A 16797-nucleotide genomic window follows, 5' to 3' on the forward strand; every position below is an offset into this window, starting at 1 on the left:
AGGGTGCTTTTTGGCATGCCGGGACGTCAAGAAACCCTTTACAGTCCAGAAATCTGTTGCTAACTTTCAGAAACTTTCAACTGCCTTGCGCAAGGTCGAGGCGCGGGCCCTCATCAGGGAGCCATACGTGAGAACGCTCAAGCGTGCTCGCGGCCGGTGGGGCGTGCTGTTGCTCGCCGTCACCGGGCTGCTCGCGAGCCTCGTCGTGTCGGTGCCGCCCGCGTCGGCGGCCAACACCGTGACCGTCTTCTACCAGCCGTCGTCGACCTGGACCACGGTGAACATCCACTACGCGCCGACCGGCGGCAGCTGGACGGCGGTGCCCGGCGTCGCCATGGACGCCGCGTGCACCGGCTGGCGCAAGAAGACCATCGACCTGGGTACGGCCACCGGCCTGCAGGTCGTGTTCAACAACGGCAGCGGGACCTGGGACAACAACGGCGGCGCCAACTACGCGCTGGGCACCGGCAACGTGACCGTCGCGGGCGGCGTCAAGGGCACCGGTGACCCGTGCGCCACCACCGCGCCCGGCAACACCGTCACGGTCTTCTACCAGCCGTCGTCGACCTGGACCACGGTGAACATCCACTACGCGCCCACCGGTGGTAGCTGGACCACCGCACCGGGTGTCGCCATGGACGCCGCGTGCACCGGCTGGCGCAAGAAGACCATCGACCTCGGCACGGCCACCGGCCTCGCCGCGACGTTCAACAACGGCAGCGGGACCTGGGACAACAACGGCGGCACCAACTACGCGCTGGGCACCGGCAACGTGACCGTCGCGGGCGGCGTCAAGGGCACCGGCGACCCGTGCGCGACCGCGCCGCCCGGCAACAAGGCCACCGTCTTCTACTACACCAAGACCAGGGCGTGGACCACGGTCAACCTGCACTGGGCGCCCACGGGCGGCAGCTGGACCACCGCGCCGGGCGTACCCATGAACGAGACGGCCTGCACCGACTGGGTCAAGAAGACCGTCGACCTCGGCACCGCCACCGGCCTGGCCGCGACGTTCAACAACAACGCCGGGACCTGGGACAACAACGGCGGGGTCAACTACGCCGTCAGCGCGGGCACCGCGACGGTACGCGACGGCGTGGTGAAGAACGACGCCGTCGATCCCTGCAGCTCGGTCCCGCCGGACACGACCGCCCCGTCCCGGCCGACCGACCTGACCGCCACCGCGAACATGCTGTCCATCGCGCTGGCCTGGACGGGCGCCACCGACGACCGGGGCGTCACCGGCTACCAGGTGACCCGCACCGGCGGTGCGGCGGGCTCGGTCGTGTTCACCTCCACCGGCAACGCGTTCACCGACACCGCGCTCGCGGCGACCACGACGTACTCGTACACGGTCAAGGCCATGGACGCGGCCGGAAACCTCTCGGCCGCCAGCGCCGCGGCGTCGGCGACCACCGGCACCCCGCCGCCGGTGACCAGCGGGTCCATGCTCGGTGGCGACCCGCGCAAGGACAGCATCTACTTCGTGCTGACCGCCCGGTTCTACGACGGCGACGTGAGCAACGACCGGGGCGGCAGCCAGCACACCAAGTCGGGCAACGCCGCCAACAGCGACCCGATGTTCCGCGGTGACTTCTCCGGCCTCATCCAGAAGCTCGACTACATCAAGGGCCTGGGCTTCTCCGCGATCTGGATCACCCCGGTGGTGCTCAACCGGTCCGACTACGACTACCACGGCTACCACGGCTACGACTTCTTCCGGGTGGACGCGCGGCTGGAGTCGGCGGGCGCGTCCTACCAGGACCTGATCGACACCGCGCACGCCAAGGGCCTGAAGATCTACCAGGACGTGGTGTACAACCACAGCTCGCGCTGGGGCGCCAAGGGCCTGTTCACCCCGAAGGTGTACGGCGTCCGCGACACCCAGTGGAGCTGGTACTACGACGTGCCGAACCCGAACTTCACCTACGACGGCCTGTCGATCGAGCCGACCTCCGGCAAGAGCTACTACACCGGCGACCTGTGGTCCACGCCCGAACCGGCGGGCAACACCTGCCGCAACTGGGGCGTGTTCAGCGGGTTCTACAGCGCCGAGGGCTACAAGGTCTACAACTGCCAGTGGCCCAGCCCGACCTCGGGCATGTTCTCGGCGAACCTCTACCACCAGTGCTGGATCGGCAACTGGGAGGGCGAGGACGCGCGCAGCTGCTGGCTGCACGAGGACCTGGCCGACTTCAACACCGAGAACGCCACCGTGCAGCAGTACCTGATCAGCGCGTACGACCGGTTCATCGACATGGGCGTGGACGGGTTCCGCATCGACACCGCCGTGCACATCCCGCGCGTCACCTGGAACCGCCGCTTCCTGCCCGCGCTGGAAGCCAAGCTGGTCAGCAAGTACGGCGCGACCAAGGCCAAGGACTTCTACGTCTTCGGCGAGGTGGCCGCGTTCGTCAACGACAAGTGGAACCGCGGCTCGGTCAACCACTCGGCCCAGTTCTTCACCTGGAAGGAGCGCCGCGAGTACAGCGCCGACGACGTCACCGCGGCGATCGAGCAGTACAACTACGAGAACACCCTCGGCACCGCGGGCCAGCCGACCAGCACCAACGCGTTCCTCCAGGGCAACACGTACCACGCGCCGGACCGCACCCAGTTCAGCGGCATGAACATCATCGACATGCGCATGCACATGAACTTCGGTGACGCGCCCAACGCGTTCAACAACGGGCGCGACTCCGACGACAGCGTCAACGACGCGACGTACAACGTCGTCTACGTCGACTCGCACGACTACGGCCCGAACAAGTCGTCCACCCGGTACGCGGGCGGCACCGACGCGTGGGCCGAGAACATGTCGCTGATGTGGACGTTCCGCGGCGTGCCGACGCTGTACTACGGCTCGGAGATCGAGTTCCAGGCGGGCAAGCAGATCGACTGCGGCCCGACCTGCCCGCTCGCCACCACGGGCCGCGCCTACTACGGCGCCAACGTGGAGGGCACGGTCACCGCCGCCGACTACGGGGTCGTCTCCAGTTCGTCCGGGGCGGTCGCCACGACGCTGAGCAAGCCGCTGGTCAAGCACCTGCAGCGGCTGAACCTGATCCGGCGGGCGATCCCGGCGCTGCAGATGGGGCAGTACTCGACCGAGGGGGTGACCGGGTCGATGGCGTACAAGCGCCGCTACACCAGCGGCTCGGTCGACAGCTTCGCCCTGGTCACCGTCTCCGGCAGCGCCACCTTCACCGGTGTCCCCAACGGCGTCTACACCGACGCGGTCACCGGCACGTCCATCACCGTCACCAACGGCACGCTCACCGCCGCCGCCTCCGGCAAGGGCAACCTGCGGGTGTACGTGCTGTCCCTGCCCGGCAACCCCGCCCCCGGCAAGATCGGCACCGACACCACCTGGGCCCACTAGCCCCAGCGAGGTAAGGAAGGGCCCCTTCTTATCGCTTTACGCGGTAGAACGGGCCCTTCTTATCGCCGCACGGTGCCGGGCGCGGGAAGGGCTGCGCTATTCGCGGCCCTGCCAGGTGGCGATGCACGCCTCGTTGCCCTCGGCGTCGGCCAGGACCCACCACTTCGGCGCGTAGGCGTCGGTGACGAGGCGGCCACCCGCGGCCAGGGCGGCCGCTACCCGGGCCTCGGCCTGGTCGTGCGGGACGGCGAGGTCGATGTGGATGCGGTTGCGCTGCGGGCGCGCGACGTCCATGGCCTGGATCTCGAAGACCGGGCCGCGACCCGCAGGGTCGTACAGGAAGTCGTCGCCGAGCTGGTGATAACCGAGCAGCGCCCGCCAGAACGGCAGCACGTCCGTGCCGACGAGGGCGTCGATCGCGATGCTGAAGAGTTGCACGGCGGCGGGGTCGGCCGGGATGCCCAGCTTCGCCGCGGCGGCCGAGATCCGCCGGGCCAGCGCGACGTCGCGGCGGGTCAGGGTCACCGTGACGCCGTCGTGGCGCAGATCGACCCGGGGCGGGCGGTCCGCGTCCGCCACGAGCCGGCCGATCTCGCCGACCAGCGCCACGCCCTCGGCGAACGAACCGGTCCGGAAGCAGGCCGAGACCACGTGGTAGAGCACCCGCCAGTCGCCGACCCCGTCGGCCGCGTGGAACTGCCCAGCCGTCATCTGCTCAGACACGCCGCCCAACCTAACACCGTGACCGAGCGAGGTTTTTGCTCACGATGCCGGTGTCGGGACACGCCGTCGAACGCTCCGCCAGTGGCTCGCCCCGTCGACGGCTCCCACCGGCGGCCCCGGATTCATGATCGGTGGGGTTGGGATCGGGCCTGGAGCTGGCGGGAGTGGGGGTGGGACAGGACGGTCAGCGCGAGGAGGGCGCCCAGCAGCGCGCAGAGGATGTCCCATTGGGTGTCCCAGGGGTCGCCCTGGCCGCCGAGGAAGTCGGGGGAGCCCGCGGCGGTGAGGTAGGCACCGGCCCATTCCAGGAGTTCCCAGAGGGCGCTGAGGGACAGGCAGCAGGCGACGGTGAGCGGGGCCAGCCAGCGGGAGCCGCGCAGGGGCGAGGTACGCCACAGGACCTCGCGGAACGCGATCGCGGGGGCGAAGCCCTGCATGAGGTGGCCGAGGCGGTCGTACGGGTTGCGGGCCAGCCCGAACGTCTCCCGCGCCCAGTCGCCGAGCGGCGTCAGCGCGTACGTGTAGTGGCCGCCGTAGCACAGCACCACCGCCCACGCCGCCAGTACGCACAGCAGCAGCGGCGTCAGCGGGAACCGGCGGCGCAGCGCCACGATCGCGACCAGTCCGGCGACCACCCAGACCGTCTCCATGATCCAGGCACCGGTCCGGTTCGGTCGGATCCCCGACCACACGAGCACCCCCGTGACCAGGATGAGCAGGGCAAGCGGCAGGCGGCGCCAGAATGAAGGGGTGTCAACCACTAGCTGATTGTGGCGTAGCCGTCGCACAATGCGGATCATGCGTTGGTTCGGACTGCCGGGACTTCGGGGGGCACGCTGTCCGGTGCGCCCGCAGGAGCATGCCTGGGTGGAGTCGTCCCTCGGGTGGCTGGATCGTGAGTTCGGCCGTGCGCCACTGCTGGCACTGCCCGCCCGCCCGGCCGAGTTGATCCCGGCGGGCTACTCCGGTGGCCTGCAGGAGGCGCGCACCCTGGTGGACCTGCTTTGCTGGCGGATGGGCGTCGATCCGGTACGGGTCGAGCTGGAGCTGCACTCCCAGCCCGCCCCGCTGGGCCACCACCGGCTGCGCGGCGGCAACTCCGTGATCGGGGTCGGGTTCGCCCACGCCGCCACCCCGGACGCGCTGGTGGCCACCATCGCCCACGAGCTCGGCCACGTGCTGCTGGTCGGCGACGAGCGGCTCGATCCGGCCGACCCCGACGTCGAGGCGCTGGCCGACCTGGTGACCGTCTGGTATGGCCTGGGCGTGTTCGGCGCCGGGGCGGCCGTGCGCTGCGCCCGCCGCCGTCCGGGGCTGACGCTGCCGCGCTACTCGTACGCGCTGGCGCACTACGCCTGGCTGCGCGGCGAGACCGATCCGGTCTGGCTGTCCGACCTGCGGCAGGTCCCCCGCGCACAGGTGCGCCGGGGCCTGCGCCACCTGGCTCAGCGCGCGGGCAGTCAGCCCGCGGCCCACTCGCTGTAGCCGACGCCGTCGCGGTGGTGCGCCAGCGCCGCCGCGGCGTAGGGCACCATCGGCGTCGGCAGCTTGCGCAGGCCGAACCAGTGCAGGTCGGCGCACTTGTGCGGTTCGGCGTTGACCGGCGTGCCGTCCCAGCGGTCGACCGCGAAGAACAGGTGCAGGTACGGGTCCTCGCCGGCCAGGTGCTGGTGCATGGTGTGCACCAGCGTCGCGGCCCGCGGGTCCAGCGCCAGGTCCAGCTCCTCCTTGGTCTCGCGGGTCAGCGCGTCCAACGGGGACTCGCCGGGCTCCACGTGCCCGGCGGGCAGGTGCCACTGCCCGTCGGACCAGCCGGTGCCGCGCCGCAGCCCAAGCAGCACGTCGTCGCCGCGTCGCAGGATCAGGTGTACCGCGAGGATCGTCTGTGCCCGGTGTGCCACCTGCGCATTCTCGAACGCGTGTACGAGCCCCGTCAAGCACCGCCACGCCCCTCGCAGATGCGCGATGTTACTGGGGCGTCTTAGGATGCGCCGTCGGCCGGTGCGGGTATGCCGGCCGGGTCGCCATCCGAGAAGGAGCCACCCAATGACCTCTCCCGAACCGTCCGGCGCCCGCGTGGCCGCCGCTCTGCAGCCGCTGCGCGTGCTGTTCGTCCTCGCCCTGCTCGCCTACCCCGCGCTCTACCTGCTCTTCCGCTTCTTCGCCTGGATCGTGCCCGACGCCGGCAGCAGCACCCTCGCCTCGCGCTCGGTCGGGGCGGGCTTCACCGACCTGTTCCTGATGGCCCTGCCGCTGGTGGCCGTGCTGATCGCCACGCTGACCGGTCCGGTGCTGCCCGGCGCGCGCCTGTTCAGCCTGATCGCCCTGGCCGAGTACGCGTTCGCGCTGTTCTTCGGCGTGCTGGCATACCTGATCGGGCTCGGCATGCTGGAGTACATCGGCGTGTTCGACTACCTCGTGCTGACCCTGGCCCGGCTCGGCCTGATCACCCTGGCCGGGTTCACCGTGCTGCGCATCTTCATCGCCCTGGGGGGCAAGCTGACGGTCCCCGCCGCCCTCCGCACCCCCGAGGCACCTCAGGCACCTCAGGCTCCTCAGGCCTGACCCTCGCCCACCCCGCCCAGCGCGGCGGCGCCCCGGTCTTTCGCCGGGCGCCGCCGCGCTGCGGTTTCGGGGAAAGTGCGGGAATGCGGGCCCAAGGTTCGCGCAGATTCCCCGAAACCGCAGCACCGCCGACAGGGTCGCACACCCTGTGTGTCATGGTGTCGGGCGATTGACTGCCATTGATGCTGGATTGGCCTAGTGTGCGGCGGAAGGTACTCGGCCGAGCACGGGGAGCGCGATGGACGTCAGGAGCGTGGGGGGGACCAACCGCCTGCAGCCGGACTTCACCAGGGTCAACGAGCTGGCGGTCCGATCCGAACGGTTGCCGCGTCGAAAGAGTGACGCGGTGCTGCCGTTCCCGACCGGCATGTGGCTGTGGGTCGGCTCGGCCGCGCTGGTGCGGCTGGCCTGCTGGCTGGCCGGGGCAGCGGCCGCGGTGGCCGCCGTCTGCGCGGTGCTGGTGCTGCTCGGCGGGCGCGCCGCCGCCTGGTGGTGGCTCGGCGGGCTGGCCGCCGCCCTGATCGCGCTGTTGGCAGCCCCGGTGCGGGAGCTGCTCCGGCGCCGCGACGCCAAGGTCTGGCAGCAGGCCGTGAGCGGCGAGTACTGGTCCTGGCGGCGCCCGCCGCGCCGGTTCGAGCCCGCGCCCGCCCCCGCCCCGCTGCCGTCGTGGCTGCGCGATCCGTTGCACCGGCGACTGCTGGGTCTGATCCACCGGTCCGGCACCGCCTCGCACGCGGAGAAGCTGCGCTGGGCCGGGCGGTGGGCGCGCAGTCGGCAGCTGCGGCCGCTGGTGCCGCGCCTGGCGGCGCTGGCCGCGCTGTCGGTGCTGCTCACCGTCGCCGCGTGGCGCGCCGGCTGGATCGACGCGCGGCCGGGTCGGCTGCTGCCGGAGGGAACCGGACTCGGCGGGTACGAGCTCGACCCCACCGTCGCGCCCGCTGTGGACGTGGCGCTGGCCGCCGCTGCCGACTACGCCTGGCAGCTGGTCGACCTGGTGCCGCTGCTGCACCTGACCGAGGTGTTCGGCTGGACCCGTCCGACCACCCTGGCCGCCAGCGGGTGGCACAACGGGTTCGCCGAGGTGCTGCGGTTGGGCGTGCTGTGGCTGGTCGCGGTCGCGGTGCTGGCCCCGCCGCGGCGCCCGGTCGACGTCGACGCCCGGCCCCCGCTGCTGGCCGGGCAGGTCGAGCGGGCGCTGGTCGACGAGCTGGTGGCGGCCCGGCGGCTGCTCACGGCGGGCGGCGCCGACCGGCACGACCTGCGCCTGCTCGACGCGGCGTGCCGCCGCCTGCGCACCGAGCAGGTGTCGGTGCCCGCCCCGCACGAGACCTGGAGCATCGACGCGCTGTGCCAGGCGCTGGCCGTGGAGCAGTCCTGGATGACCGACTGGCGGGTGCCCGAGCAGCGCACCGGCGACGACCCGGGCGCCTGGTGACCGACGCCCCCGCGACCGCGCGCACTCAGGTTGCCGGGCAATCGGGCGGTACGAGGACACTCATACCGCCGATTGCCCGGCAACGTGGCGCCGCCGCTAGTTGAGGATCGCGTTGGAGGGCGGGTTGAAGTCGCGTACCGGCTTGCCCTGCAGGGCCGTACGCAGGGAGTTGGCCACCGCCTCCAGCGGCTTGTTGTAGTTGCCGTCGGTGGCCGCGTTCCGGGTGTTGTCCGGGTCGGCGATGAAGCTGGCCGCGGCGAGCTCGGGCGTGAACCCGACGAACCAGGCCGCCTGGGTGTTGTCGGTGGTGCCGGTCTTGCCCGCGACCGGGCGGCCGACCAGGCCGTACACGATGGAACCGGTGGACCAGTCGCCGCAGCTGCCCTTGGCGGCCTTGTAGCCCGTGACGCAGCGGGCGGCGTCGGTGGCGGCCCGGCCCACGTCCTGGCTGAACACCCGGGTGCACTGCGGGTCGGCGGCCTTGACGGTCCTGCCGTCCTTGGTCTTGTGGATGACGTCCGCACCGGTCGGGTCCTTGATCGCCATGACCGGGCTGGGCTTGCAGTACATGCCCTCGGCGGCCACGGTGGCGTACGCGTTGGCCATCTCCAGCGGCGTCGTGTCGGCCACGCCCAGGGTGAACGAACCCCAGCCGTCGGCGCGGGCCGGTGTGGCCAGCGACCGGTCGACGTCGTTGTGCCAGGTGAGGCCCACCTTCTCGGCCATCCGCACGGCCTTCTCGGCGCCGATGAACTGCTCCAGCTGCACGAAGTACGTGTTCACCGACTTGCCGAACCCGGTGTACATGTTCTGCTTGCCGGTCATGCTGCCGCTGGCGTTGGACGGGCACCACCGGTTGCCGCAGGCGGCCGGGCCGCCGGGCTCGACGACGTACTGCGAGACGTAGCGCTGCGGGGCGTAGAACGACTTGGACATCTTCAGACCCGAGTCCAGCGCCGCCAGCATGGTGAACATCTTGAACGTCGACCCGGCCTGGTAACCGGAGATGTTGCCGCCGCCCAGCAGCGGCGCCACGGTGTTGGGGTAGCTGCCCTTGATGCCCGCCGCCTGCTTGATCGGGTCGGAGTTCGCTCCGTTGCCCGACTGGTCCAGCGAGTAGATCCGGTTGACCGACATGGTGACCACTCGGCCGGTGCCCGGCTCGATCACCACGTTGCCGTACGCCAGCTTGCTGTTCAGCGGCTCGCGCTTGATCAGGTCCTCCTCGGAGAACGCCTGCAGCTTCGGGTCGAGGCTGGTCACGATCTGGTAGCCGCCGGTGCGCAGCGCGTCCAGGCGGTCGTTGGGGTTGGTGCCGAACGCCGCCTGCTGCTGCCACCAGTTCTTGAAGAAGTCGCAGAAGAAGCCCCAGTCGCGGTGGGCCGAGGGCACCGAGGAGCAGTCGTGCACGGGCTCGGTGAGCTTGAGCTTGATCGGCGTGGCGGTGGCGGCCGTGGCCTGCTCCGGGGTGATCAGCTTCAGCTCGGCCATCCGCCGGATCACGTAGTTGCGCCGGTCCAGCGCGGCCTGCGGCTGGTTGGCCGGGTCGAACGACGACGGCGCCTTGACCAGCCCGGCGAGCGTGGCGGCCTCGACCAGGGTCAGGTCCTTGGGCTCTTTGGAGAAGTAGATCTGGGAGGCGGCGTAGATGCCGTACGCTCGATGGCCGAAGTAGGCCATGTTGAGGTAGCCCTCCATGATCTGGTTCTTGGTCCAGTGGCCCTCCAGCTTGACCGCGAGCCGGATCTCGGTGAGCTTGCGCTCGGGGGTCTGCTCGGTGGCCTGGATCGCCTCGCCGGGCGTGCGCGCGCTGTCGCGCAGTGACATGCGCACGTACTGCATGGTCAGGGTGGAGGCGCCCTGGGCGACCTCGCCCTCGCGCCGGTTGGTGAGGAACGCGCGGGCGATGCTCTTCACGTCGACACCCATGTGTGAGTAGAACCGCGCGTCCTCGGCGGCGAGCACCGCCTGGGTGACCTTGGGCGACACGGTGCTGAGGGGCACGAACTTGCGATGCTCGTCGTAGAACATCGTGATGAGGGTCTTGCCGTCGTTGGCATAGACGTACGACGTCTGGCCGACCTGATGGTCGCGCAGCTGCGTGGGGAGCGCCTGGTAGATGTCGGACGCCTTCATCACGCCGAGTCCCGCGGGGACGGCCAGGGGCAGGGAGGCCAGCGCCAGTGCCGCGCCCCCCAGCACGCCGGTGCGCAGCAAGCCGCTGTAACGGCTGAAATGGCTGAGGAACCGCTGCACCATAGTCCCGAATATAGGCAGCGTAGACGGTCTACATGAGGAAGATTCACTGATCCTGATGCGGACTGTCCGGTCAGGCCGCGACGAACCAGACCCTCGCGTTGTTGAAGCGGACCTGCCACGGCGTGGCACCCTGCCCGTCGGCGGGCTGCACGCCGAAGATGATCCGGCCCTCGGGGAACTGCGCCTGGTCGTAGGCGCCGATCTGCTTGCCGCCCGCGAAGAAGCGGATCTTGTTCCCGCTGCCGGAGACCGCCACCCGGAACTTCGTGCCCGTCGACACCTTGGTCACGTACTTGTACGTCCGCAGCACCGTCACATCGTCGATGTCAGGCACCCCGTACCGCACCAGGTAGGCGTTGTCCTCGCAGGCCCGCAGCGCGTAACCCGTCGGGTCGTCGAAGCGGAAGAAGACCAGCGCGCACGAGCCCGGCCTGATCAGCGTCACATCGACCTCGACCCGGAAGTCGGCGAGCGTGTCCAGCGGCCCGCCACAGCGGTACGACCAAGGCTTGAGTGTCGTCGCCACATAGCCGGCGTCCTCGAACAGGCAGGTCGCCCCATCCTTGTCGTCGGTGCGCGTCGGCCAGCCGTCCGGCGCTGTCAGCGGGTCGACCAGGTCCGGCTTGGGCGGCTTCGGGCTGGCCGACGGTGATGGGCTGGCCGACGGGCTCGGCGACGGGCTCGGGCTTGGTGACGGGCTCGGGCTGGGCGACGGTGACGGCGAGGCCGACAGCGACGGGCTGGCCGAGGCCGCCGGTGCGGCGAACCCTGGCGGCAGTTGCAGCGCTCCGGTCAGCAGGGCCACCACCAGCCCGCCCAGCAGTACGGTCGAGGTGGCCAGGCCGAGCACGGCGGCGGTCCACCGGCCCCCGCGCCGGGGCAGCGGGCGGGGACCGCCGGAGGCGGTGTTGACCACGGCGAAGCGGCTGCCCGCGGCCGCCAGCGCCTCGGTCTGCCGGGGCAGCTGCCCCGCCGACAGCGCCCGGGTGGGGCCGGTGGTGAGCAGCCGGTCGAGCAGGTCCCGCGCGGAGGGACGGTCGGTCGGGTCCTTGGCCAGCGACGCCTCGACCAGCTCGCGCAGCGGTGCGTCCAGCCCGTCCAGGTCGGGGCGCTCGGTCAGGATGCGCACCGCGACGGCGGGCATCGAGTCGGCGGCGAAGGTGATCCGGCCCGTCCCCGCGTACGCCACCACGGCGCCCCAGGCGAAGATGTCCGCGGCCGGGGTCAGCGTCTTACGGGCCTTGCTGTCCAGCCGCTCCGGCGCCATGTACGCCACCGTGCCGATGAGCTGGTCGGTGCGGGTGTCGCCGGACTGGCCCTCGACCGCCCGCGCGATGCCGAAGTCGATCACCTTCGGGGTGCCCGGCGCCAGCAGCACGTTGCTGGGCTTGAGGTCGCGGTGGATCACCCCGGCCCCGTGGATCGCGGTCAGCGCGGTGGCCACCCCGATCGCCAGGCCGTGCAGGTTGGCCGAGGTCAGCGCACCGCGCTGCTGCACCACCGTGGACAGGCTCGGCCCGTCGACGTACTCGACCACCAGGTAAGGCGTGTCGTGGTCGGGGTCGGCGTCGAGCACCTCGGCGGTGCAGAACGGCGGCACCTGCTTGGCCCGCTCCACCTCGCTGCGGAACCGCTGCCGGAACTCCGGCTCCCCGGCCAGTTCGGCCCGGATGACCTTCAACGCGACGATGAGCCCCGAGGCCGACCGGGCCAGGTACACGTTGCCCATGCCGCCCTCACCGAGGCGGCCCAGCAGCGTGTATCCGCCGAGTTCCCGGGGGTCTGCGGTCCGCAGTGGCCGGTAGGGCTCAGGGCTCACCATGGTGCGCGGGCTCCCGTTCTGTCGCTCCCGTCAGACGCCGGGAACCGCGGGGTCGGCCGTGCACGTCCGGTCGCGACCCGTCCCCCGGCTAGGTCTGGCGACATACTGCCATCCCGCGGGCGGTCCCGGAAGTCCAGTAGATGACGCTGACGCGCAACCGAAGGTTGCTTGCGGACGGTCGCCGCGAGTGTCGGATCCCGACACTCAGCGCGTGATGCGGTGCAGGATCAGGTCGTGCACGTGGTGGGTCTTCTCGTCGCCGCGGAACTCCATCTGGTAGACGTGCGCGCCGACGTGGATCGCGATCGCACCGGTGGAGAAGAACTGCCCGGCCCAGGACCGGTTGCTCACCACGCTGACACTGGTGATCTTCGAGTACGGGATGCTGGTCAGCGCGACCTTCTTACCCACGAACGAGGTGTCCTGGATGATCACCCGTAGGTCGGTCAGACCGATGAAGCCGGTGCCTGTGCCGATGGCGTCGTACACGGCGATCACCTGCTCACCGGGCAGCAACCCGCTCTGGATCTGCTGCAGCTGCTCCTTGCGGTCGTACGTGACACTCATGGCCCGACCCTAGATCGGGCCCGCAACCGTCAGCCGCGGCTGAGTGTCCACACTCCACTGGCCTCGATCACCACGACCACCGTTCCGTGCGGCAGCACCGTCTCGCCGGTGAAGTCGCCCTCCTGGCTGAGCAGGCTCGCGCTTTCGGCGCCGTACGCCTGCACCGTGAACGGTCCCTGGCCGCGGTGGTCGAAGACGACCTTGGTGCTGTCGTCGGTGACCCGGGGCACCAGCAGCACCTGCGAGCCGACCCCGTTGGCGGTGCCGTTCCACACCGGCGACTCGGCCAACTGCCGCACCGTCATCTTCCACGGTCCGTCGGCCTTGATGCTGACCGCGGCGGGCTTGTCGTCGAGGTCCAGCGGCCGTACGCCGTCGTAGCTGTCGCCCGCCTCGACCAGGGTACGCAGCTGCGCCCCGTCCTTGTTCACCGTCTGCACCAGGAACGGCCCGGTGCCGCGGTAGCTCAGCAGTGCCGTGTGGTAGGCCCCGTTGAGGTTCAGCGGCACCACCTGCGGACCGGCGCCCTCGAACACCTGGTCCTGCGGCAGCGCGTCGGGAGGGTCCTGCCCGGTCTGCGGGCTGGGCACGGGCGCGGCCTGGGCCTGCGTCGACTGCCGTGGGCTCGGTGAGGCGACGACCTCGGTCGCGTCGGGCGCGGCCGACTCGACCACCGGATCGGCCTTGCTGTCCCCGGCCCGGTCGCGTGCCAGCATGACTCCGCCGACGCCCAGGCCCAGGCACAGCAGCAGCGCCACGCCCGCCGCTCCCGCCATCCACCAGCGCCGCCTGCGTTTCGGCCGGGCGTGGGTCGGCGTGTGCGCGTGGGTGAAGGCGCGCGAGAGCGCGTGACCCGGGCCGGCGGCCTCGTGCCGTCCATGGCCGGGCGCGTGCGTACGCGCGGCGGGCACCACCTCGCCCTGCAGTGCGACCGACTGCTCACCCTGCCGCGCGACCGGTTCGGGCCCGGACGGTGCGGCCGAGGCGGCCGAGGCGGCGATCCGCGCGCCGACCGGCTCGGGTGCGGCACCATCGGGTTCGGGGGATGCCTGCCCGTTCGCCTGCGCGTCGGTGGTCGAAGGCGCGAGCGTCCGCGCTTGATCGGGGGCTGGAGACTCCGCCACGGCGTCCGTCGCGGACTCGGCGACAGGGCGCGGTTCGGCGCCAGGGAATGGTTCGGCGACACGGCGCGGTTCGGCGACACCGTGCGGTTCGGCGAGACCGTGCGGTTCGGCGACACCGGGTGACTCGGCGACGGGAGTCGGGACGACCAGCGGGGCGGGCGGTGGCACCTCGTTCGGGTCGGTCTCCTCGAACCCGTCGGACCACAGCTGGTCCAGTGGCGTGTCCTCGTCGTCGGGGAGCAGCGCGTGCATGAGCTGGGTCGGGTCGTCCGCACCGTCGCTGACCCAGAACTGCCAGTCGTCCGGCGGTGCGGGCCAGGACGGATCGGGCTTCCAGCCGGGCGGGGGCGTCCAGTCTTCCGGCGGTGTCGGCCAGCCCGGTGGCGATTGGTACTTCCACCCCATCACGTAACCCCCGTCGTGTGCGTGTCGCGGTCGGTGCACTGTCTGGCGGGGGTGTCCCGATCATACGGCGCCGGGCGGGGGCGGCGTGGGTGATCCACAGGGGACACGGAGGTGTGGGGCGACCTTGTGGGGGTATGGCGCGCGGTGATGTCATACACCTCGATGGCAGGACAGGGTGGAGGCGGCGTGGCACGGAACAGGGAACCGGGGCGGGCCTACCGGGAGCGCCTGGTCAGGTTGCTGGCGAAGGGGCCTGACCGCCCGTCCCAGCTCGGCGTGCGCTCCTGGCTGCGCATCACCTTCCGCACGGTGGCCGAGTTCATCGACGACGATCTGGCCGACCGGGCCGCCGCGCTCACCTACTACAGCGTGCTGTCGATCATTCCGGGCCTGCTGGTGCTGGTCGCGGGCGTGGGCCTGTTCGGCAGCAAGACCACCGCGGCCGTCGCCGAGAACATCAGCGAGCTGACCCCGGGCCCGGCCCAGCGGGCCGTGCTGGACGTGCTGAACGAGCTGCGCTACGACCAGCGCGCCGCCGGGGTGGCCTTCGCGATCGGCATCGGCCTGGCGTTCTGGTCGGCGACCAGTTACACCGGCGCGTTCATGCGGGCGGCCAACGTCATCTACGACGTGCCCGAGGGGCGGCCGGTGTGGAAGACGGTGCCGGTGCAGCTGTTCGTGACCGCGGTGACCGGCCTGACCCTGGCGGCCAGCGCGCTGGCGGTGGTGTTCACCGGCCGGGTGGCCACCCACGCCGGGCGGGCGCTGGGCGTGGAGGAGACGACGGTTCGGGTCTTCGACATCGTCAAGTGGCCGGTGCTGATCATCGTGGTGAACCTGCTGCTGGCCCTGCTGTACTGGGCCGGGCCCAACGCGCGGCAGGCCGGGTTCCGGTGGATCACGCCGGGGACGATGGTGGCCATGGTCGCCTGGATCGCGGCGTCGGCCGGGTTCGCGTACTACACCACCACGTTCGACTCGTACAACCGCACGTACGGCGCGCTCGGTGGAGTGATCATCTTCCTGGTGTGGCTGTGGCTGACCAACGTCGCGGTGCTGCTCGGGGCGGAGTTCGACGCCGAACTGAGCCGGGCCAGGGCGATCGCGGCCGGGCTGCCCCACGACGCCGAGCCGTACCTGCCGCTGCGCGACGTGCCCCGTCAGCCCGTCCCCGGCCAACCGCCGGTGCTGCCGGAGGGCGGACCGGACGTGATCGAGGGCGACCTCGTGGACGAGGGCGGGCCGGTGGACGAGGTCGTACCGGTGGAGCCGGACGAGCCCGCCCCACCGGCACGCGCCTGACTCAGCGCGCCTGACTCAGCGCGCCTGACTCAGCGCGCCTGACTCAGCGCGCCTGACTCAGCGCGCCTGACTCAGGCGGCCAGGGCCTTCTCGACCGCGTCGACCAGCTCGGGCGACTCGGGCGTGGTGCGTGGGCGCAGCCGAGCCACGACCTGGCCGTCGCGGCCGACCACGAACTTCTCGAAGTTCCACTGGATGTCCCCGGCGTCACCCGCGGCGTCCGGAACGGCGGTGAGCAGGTCGTAGAGCGGGTGCCGTCCGGCGCCGTTGACCTCGACCTTCTCGGTCATCGGGAAGGTCACGCCGTAGTTGACGTCGCAGAACTCGGCGATCTCGTCGGCGCTGCCCGGCTCCTGTCCGCCGAACTGGTTGCACGGCACGCCCAGCACGACCAGCCCACGCTCGGCGTAGTCGGCGGCCAGCTGCTGCAGGCCGGTGTACTGCGGGGTGAGACCGCACTTCGACGCCACGTTGACGATGAGGACGGCCCGTCCCCGGTACTGCGCGAGGTCGGCGTCGGCGCCCTGCAGGGTCTTGATCTGTACGTCGTAGATGCTCATAGCGGCCAACCTTAGCCGCCGGAAACGCGGTGACCCGGTGTGCCGAGCGGCTCGGCGGCCTCCACCGTTGGGCCGGTGGTGCGATGGCGGGAATCTGCCACGATGTCGTTCATGACGAGCATCGAGCCCGACACATCCCCGTCGACCGCCGCCCGCGCCGCCCGCACCTCGCTGGCCGCCCTGCTGGCGACGGCGGTGTGGCTGGGGATCGCGTTCGGGCTGGTGCGCGGCCAGGGCTGCGAGGGCGGCATGGAGTGCCTCGGCGACGCCCTTCTGATCATCTTCGGCTGCCTGCTGGCCGCGGCGGTCACCATGTGGCCGCTGCTGGTGCTGTTCCGGGTGCGTCCGGCCTGGCCGGTGGCGCTGGTCGGTCCGGTCGTGTTCGTCTGCTTCGCCGTGGCCGTGATCCATCTTGAGATGGCGGCGGACTGGCCGGGCGGGTGGGTGCTGGCCATCCTGCTGGCGTACGCGGGCGCCGCGGTGCTGGTGGACCGGCGCGCCAACCGGGGTGCCAAGCTCGTGGTGCTGCTGATCGCGGCCGCCGCCCTCGCCACCCGCCTCCGCTGACCCGGGCCCCAAGATCGTTCAAGTTGCCGGGCAATCGGGCGTATCTTGGCCCTTCATCCCCACGATTGCCCGGCAACTTGAACGAT

The 16797-nt window shown here is 71.1% G+C and carries 14 protein-coding genes; 6 read left to right on the forward strand and 8 right to left on the reverse strand.

All coding sequences use genetic code 11. The features are described 5' to 3' along the window. Positions 1–127: 127 nt before the first annotated feature. Positions 128–3382 (forward strand): carbohydrate binding domain-containing protein, encoded by a 3255-nt coding sequence (locus KUA19_RS08855; protein WP_308167385.1) that lies wholly within the window; start codon positions 128–130, stop codon positions 3380–3382. A gap of 96 nt (positions 3383–3478) precedes the next feature. Here the strand turns inward: KUA19_RS08855 and KUA19_RS08860 are convergent, their stop codons facing one another. After that, positions 3479–4105, reverse strand: coding sequence for a 4a-hydroxytetrahydrobiopterin dehydratase (locus KUA19_RS08860; protein WP_217395652.1), 627 nt, complete (start codon positions 4103–4105; stop codon positions 3479–3481). A 122-nt stretch (positions 4106–4227) separates the two neighbouring features. Beyond that, positions 4228–4866 (reverse strand): DUF2238 domain-containing protein, encoded by a 639-nt coding sequence (locus tag KUA19_RS08865; RefSeq protein WP_308167386.1) that lies wholly within the window; start codon positions 4864–4866, stop codon positions 4228–4230. Positions 4867–4972: 106 nt separating this feature from the next. Between KUA19_RS08865 and KUA19_RS08870 the strand changes: the two genes are divergently transcribed. Then, a complete protein-coding gene (locus tag KUA19_RS08870) occupies positions 4973–5590 on the forward strand; it encodes a M48 family metalloprotease (RefSeq protein WP_217395654.1) in 618 nt (205 codons plus the stop codon). On the opposite strand, the gene KUA19_RS08875 is transcribed toward KUA19_RS08870, so the two are convergent. Continuing rightward, entirely contained in the window at positions 5566–6006 is a 441-nt protein-coding gene (locus KUA19_RS08875; RefSeq protein WP_308167387.1) for an NUDIX hydrolase, read from the reverse strand. The two genes, KUA19_RS08870 and KUA19_RS08875, sit on opposite strands and share 25 nt — an antisense overlap. 145 nt (positions 6007–6151) lie before the next feature. Between KUA19_RS08875 and KUA19_RS08880 the strand changes: the two genes are divergently transcribed. Further along, positions 6152–6670, forward strand: coding sequence for a hypothetical protein (locus KUA19_RS08880; protein WP_217395655.1), 519 nt, complete (start codon positions 6152–6154; stop codon positions 6668–6670). Positions 6671–6908: 238 nt separating this feature from the next. Further along, a complete protein-coding gene (locus tag KUA19_RS08885; protein ID WP_217395656.1) occupies positions 6909–8105 on the forward strand; it encodes a hypothetical protein in 1197 nt (398 codons plus the stop codon). A gap of 96 nt (positions 8106–8201) precedes the next feature. Here KUA19_RS08885 and KUA19_RS08890 read toward each other — a convergent pair whose 3' ends face one another. From KUA19_RS08890 to KUA19_RS08905, 4 genes are all read right to left on the reverse strand, one after another. Then, entirely contained in the window at positions 8202–10364 is a 2163-nt protein-coding gene (locus tag KUA19_RS08890; RefSeq protein WP_217395657.1) for a transglycosylase domain-containing protein, read from the reverse strand. 70 nt (positions 10365–10434) lie between these two features. Next, the gene (locus tag KUA19_RS08895) at positions 10435–12186 is read right to left on the reverse strand and encodes a serine/threonine protein kinase (protein WP_217395658.1); all 1752 of its coding nucleotides are present in this window, start codon (positions 12184–12186) and stop codon (positions 10435–10437) included. Between the two features lie 204 nt (positions 12187–12390). Continuing rightward, positions 12391–12753, reverse strand: a complete 363-nt coding sequence (locus KUA19_RS08900) for a PH domain-containing protein (protein WP_217395659.1) — start codon at positions 12751–12753, stop codon at positions 12391–12393. A gap of 29 nt (positions 12754–12782) precedes the next feature. Further along, positions 12783–14282, reverse strand: coding sequence for a hypothetical protein (locus KUA19_RS08905; protein ID WP_217395660.1), 1500 nt, complete (start codon positions 14280–14282; stop codon positions 12783–12785). Positions 14283–14468: 186 nt separating this feature from the next. Between KUA19_RS08905 and KUA19_RS08910 the strand changes: the two genes are divergently transcribed. Further along, positions 14469–15584, forward strand: a complete 1116-nt coding sequence (locus KUA19_RS08910) for a YihY/virulence factor BrkB family protein (protein WP_217395661.1) — start codon at positions 14469–14471, stop codon at positions 15582–15584. Between the two features lie 71 nt (positions 15585–15655). Here KUA19_RS08910 and KUA19_RS08915 read toward each other — a convergent pair whose 3' ends face one another. Continuing rightward, positions 15656–16144, reverse strand: a complete 489-nt coding sequence (locus tag KUA19_RS08915; RefSeq protein WP_217395662.1) for a glutathione peroxidase — start codon at positions 16142–16144, stop codon at positions 15656–15658. Between the two features lie 111 nt (positions 16145–16255). Between KUA19_RS08915 and KUA19_RS08920 the strand changes: the two genes are divergently transcribed. Beyond that, a complete protein-coding gene (locus KUA19_RS08920) occupies positions 16256–16711 on the forward strand; it encodes a hypothetical protein (protein ID WP_217395663.1) in 456 nt (151 codons plus the stop codon). Positions 16712–16797 lie beyond the last annotated feature (86 nt).

The organism is Catellatospora tritici, from assembly GCF_019083965.1.
In the GTDB taxonomy this organism is placed as follows: domain Bacteria; phylum Actinomycetota; class Actinomycetes; order Mycobacteriales; family Micromonosporaceae; genus Catellatospora; species Catellatospora tritici.

Coding starts and splice junctions, on each gene's coding strand:
- KUA19_RS08880 (WP_217395655.1), top strand. CDS start 6,152: ATGACCTCTCCCGAACCGTCCGGCGCCCGCGTGGCCGCCGCTCTGCAG.
- KUA19_RS08885 (WP_217395656.1), top strand. CDS start 6,909: ATGGACGTCAGGAGCGTGGGGGGGACCAACCGCCTGCAGCCGGACTTC.
- KUA19_RS08890 (WP_217395657.1), bottom strand. CDS start 10,364: ATGGTGCAGCGGTTCCTCAGCCATTTCAGCCGTTACAGCGGCTTGCTG.
- KUA19_RS08895 (WP_217395658.1), bottom strand. CDS start 12,186: ATGGTGAGCCCTGAGCCCTACCGGCCACTGCGGACCGCAGACCCCCGG.
- KUA19_RS08900 (WP_217395659.1), bottom strand. CDS start 12,753: ATGAGTGTCACGTACGACCGCAAGGAGCAGCTGCAGCAGATCCAGAGC.
- KUA19_RS08905 (WP_217395660.1), bottom strand. CDS start 14,282: ATGGGGTGGAAGTACCAATCGCCACCGGGCTGGCCGACACCGCCGGAA.
- KUA19_RS08915 (WP_217395662.1), bottom strand. CDS start 16,144: ATGAGCATCTACGACGTACAGATCAAGACCCTGCAGGGCGCCGACGCC.
- KUA19_RS08920 (WP_217395663.1), top strand. CDS start 16,256: ATGACGAGCATCGAGCCCGACACATCCCCGTCGACCGCCGCCCGCGCC.